Genomic DNA, 1,686 nt, shown 5'->3' on the forward strand with positions numbered 1-1,686 from the left:
TCAGCTTCAGCGTCTGTAAGTGCAAGCGAATCAACTAGCGCATCAGTATCTGCAAGTCAATCAGCTTCAGCATCTGTAAGTGCAAGCGAATCAACTAGCGCATCAGTAAGCTCAAGCCAATCAACTTCAGCATCAGTATCTGCAAGCGAATCAACTTCAGCATCTGTATCAGCTAGCCAATCAGCAAGCGCATCAGTATCTGCAAGTCAATCAACTTCAGCATCTGTAAGCTCAAGCCAATCAGCAAGCACAAGCTTGAGCAACAGCATGTCTGCATCAATCAGTGCTAGCCAATCAGCAAGCGCATCAGTATCTGCAAGTCAATCAGCAAGCGCAAGCTTGAGCAACAGCGTATCTGCATCAATCAGTGCTAGCCAATCAGCAAGCACAAGCTTGAGCAACAGCGTATCTGCATCAATCAGTGCATCTGAATCAGCAAGCACAAGCTTGAGCAACAGCGTGTCTGCTTCAATCAGTACTTCAGTATCAGCAAGCACAAGCTTGAGCAACAGCGTATCTGCATCAATCAGTGCTAGCCAATCAGCAAGCACAAGCTTGAGCAACAGCGTAAGTGCTTCAATCAGTGCTAGCCAATCAGCAAGCGCATCAGTATCTGCAAGTCAATCAGCTTCAGCATCTGTAAGTGCAAGCGAATCAACTAGCGCATCAGTATCTGCAAGTCAATCAACTTCAGCATCTGTATCAGCTAGCCAATCAGCAAGCGCATCAGTATCTGCAAGTCAATCAACTTCAGCATCTGTATCAGCTAGCCAATCAGCAAGCGCATCAGTATCTGCAAGTCAATCAGCTTCAGCGTCTGTAAGTGCAAGTCAATCAACTTCAGCATCTGTAAGTGCTAGCCAATCAGCAAGCGCATCAGTATCTGCAAGTCAATCAGCTTCAGCGTCTGTAAGTGCAAGTCAATCAGCTTCAGCGTCTGTAAGTGCAAGCGAATCAACTAGCGCATCAGTATCTGCAAGTCAATCAGCAAGCGCAAGCTTGAGCAACAGCGTATCTGCATCAATCAGTGCTAGCCAATCAGCAAGCACAAGCTTGAGCAACAGCGTATCTGCATCAATCAGTGCATCTGAATCAGCAAGCACAAGCTTGAGCAACAGCGTATCTGCATCAATCAGTACTTCAGTATCAGCAAGCACAAGCTTGAGCAACAGCGTATCTGCATCAATCAGTGCTAGCCAATCAGCAAGCACAAGCTTGAGCAACAGCGTAAGTGCTTCAATCAGTGCTAGCCAATCAGCAAGCACAAGCTTGAGCAACAGCGTAAGTGCTTCAATCAGTGCTAGCCAATCAGCAAGCACAAGCTTGAGCAACAGCGTGTCTGCTTCAATCAGTGCTTCTGAATCAGCAAGCACAAGCTTGAGCAACAGCGTATCTGCATCAATCAGTGCATCTGAATCAGCAAGCACAAGCTTGAGCAACAGCGTAAGTGCTTCAATCAGTGCTAGCCAATCAGCAAGCACAAGCTTGAGCAACAGCGTATCTGCATCAATCAGTGCATCTGAATCAGCAAGCACAAGCTTGAGCAACAGCGTGTCTGCTTCAATCAGTACTTCAGTATCAGCAAGCACAAGCTTGAGCAACAGCGTATCTGCATCAATCAGTGCTAGCCAATCAGCAAGCACAAGCTTGAGCAACAGCGTAAGTGCTTCAATCAGTGCTAGCCAA

Annotated in this window: 1 protein-coding gene; it reads left to right on the forward strand. The window is 46.8% G+C overall.

Going from position 1 to position 1,686, the window contains the following annotated elements:
* Positions 1 to 1,686: hypothetical protein (locus D8852_RS09850; RefSeq protein WP_185755615.1), on the forward strand; the 1,686-nt coding region annotated here is incomplete at both ends.

The organism is Streptococcus mitis (assembly GCF_003942695.1).
GTDB classification, from domain to species: Bacteria; Bacillota; Bacilli; order Lactobacillales; family Streptococcaceae; genus Streptococcus; species Streptococcus mitis_BD.